We start from the raw sequence: 1,553 nt of genomic DNA on the forward strand, positions 1-1,553 counted from the left end.
GCACCCAACAAGGCATGACCAAAAAGGAGATCATCCGCTGCCTCAAACGCTACATCGCCCGCGAGCTCTACCAACTCATCACATCAAACGATCTTGAACTCGCCGCTTGACATCCATAGGAGCATCCACTCCCCCGCGCTGCTGGACGCCACCGAGGATCACCGCGGAGCGCCTTGGCCCCCGAAACGTCGGTGGGGCCCGCTTGGATGGCGGGATGAGCTCAGTCGACATCGCCCGGGCCCTGCCTTCGATCGCGGAGGTGCGGGCGTTGAGCAGGGCCTTCGCCACGCTGGACGCCGTCCTGGGCGGAGGCTGGCCCCACACCTTCGATCGAGCATGGCGTCCGGGACACGAGCTCGCGACGATGTCGGACGGCGGCGGGGACGCGTACTCGATCGTGTTCACCCCGGACGGCGCGCTGCTCCTCGGCTTCGACCATGAGTCGGAGATGAGCCCGTACGGCAGCGACGACTACGCGACCTGGCCGGGGCTGGTCGACGATGTTCCAGGCGTGTTCTCCGAACTCCTGGCGTCCCCGGAGTTCGGCCACCAGGGCCCCGACGGCCCGTTCCTGGCGGCCACGGTCTGTATCTGGCGAGGTCACGACGATCCGGCCTGGCGGACGGGCGACATCGAGTTCCCTCCAGGGGACGACCCGGACGGCGCGTCCTGGCTGTTCGGCACTCTGGCCTCGGCCACACCCGAGACGCTCCTCGACTACGCCACCCGCCACGCGGGGAGGGGCGTGGTCGAACTCTCCGACATCAAGGCCGTGCTCGGCCACCGCCGGCTGACCTCTGACCTGCTCGAACGCCTCAACCCCGTCGCCGACCCCGCGATGCTGGCCGAGGCGCTCGACCGCATCGGCTAGCCGAACGGGCGGCGGCCCGTACGGGCCGCTGAAGGGCGGCGCGTCCGGCGACGGGTCAGGTCGGCGATCGGATGTCCGAGGCGAACGCCGGGACGAGGGCCGGGTCCCGGAACGCGGTGATGCGGGCGATGCGGTCTCCGGCCAGCGTCAGGACCTGGACGCCGTAGGGGTGGTCGACGCCGTCCGGGGTGCGCCGGTGGACGACGAGCGCGGGCTGGTCGTTCGCGCGGGTCGGGGTCATCCGCCAGTCCTCCGCGTGCAGGACGCGGGTGGCGAGGAACCCGACGACGGCGTCGCGGCCGGTGAACCAGGTCGGGACCGGCGGCATCTCCATCTCGGCGTCGGCGCGCAGCAGGCCCACCAGGGCGTCGGGGTCGGCGGCGGTGAACGCGCGGACGTAGTCGTCAAGCAGGGCCCGCACGACCGGTTCGTCCGGTTCGGTGAGCTCGTCCGCGACCGGTCCGGCCTCGGCGAGGCGCGCGCGGGCCCGGCGCAGGGCGCTGTCGACGGCGGCGGGCGTGGTCCCGAGCATCACGGCGACCTCGGCGGTGCGGAACGCCAGGACGTCCCGCAGGGTCAGGACGGCGCGCTGCCGGGCGGGCAGGAGCTGGAGCGCGGCGACGAACGCCAGCCGCACCCCCGTCCGGCCCGCCACGACCGCCGCCGGGTCGCCGAGGCCGAG

2 protein-coding genes are annotated in these 1,553 nt (G+C 72.4%); one reads left to right on the forward strand and one right to left on the reverse strand.

The genetic code is table 11. The annotated features are described in order from the left end of the window. Positions 1-214 precede the first annotated feature (214 nt). Positions 215-871, forward strand: a complete 657-nt coding sequence (locus EBO15_RS43355; protein WP_122200207.1) for a hypothetical protein — start codon at positions 215-217, stop codon at positions 869-871. A gap of 55 nt (positions 872-926) precedes the next feature. On the opposite strand, the gene EBO15_RS43360 is transcribed toward EBO15_RS43355, so the two are convergent. After that, positions 927-1,553: sigma factor-like helix-turn-helix DNA-binding protein (locus EBO15_RS43360; protein ID WP_199745196.1), on the reverse strand; the 627-nt coding region annotated here is incomplete at its 5' end.

Source organism: Actinomadura harenae (assembly GCF_003696215.1).
Taxonomy (GTDB): Bacteria; Actinomycetota; Actinomycetes; order Streptosporangiales; family Streptosporangiaceae; genus Spirillospora; species Spirillospora harenae.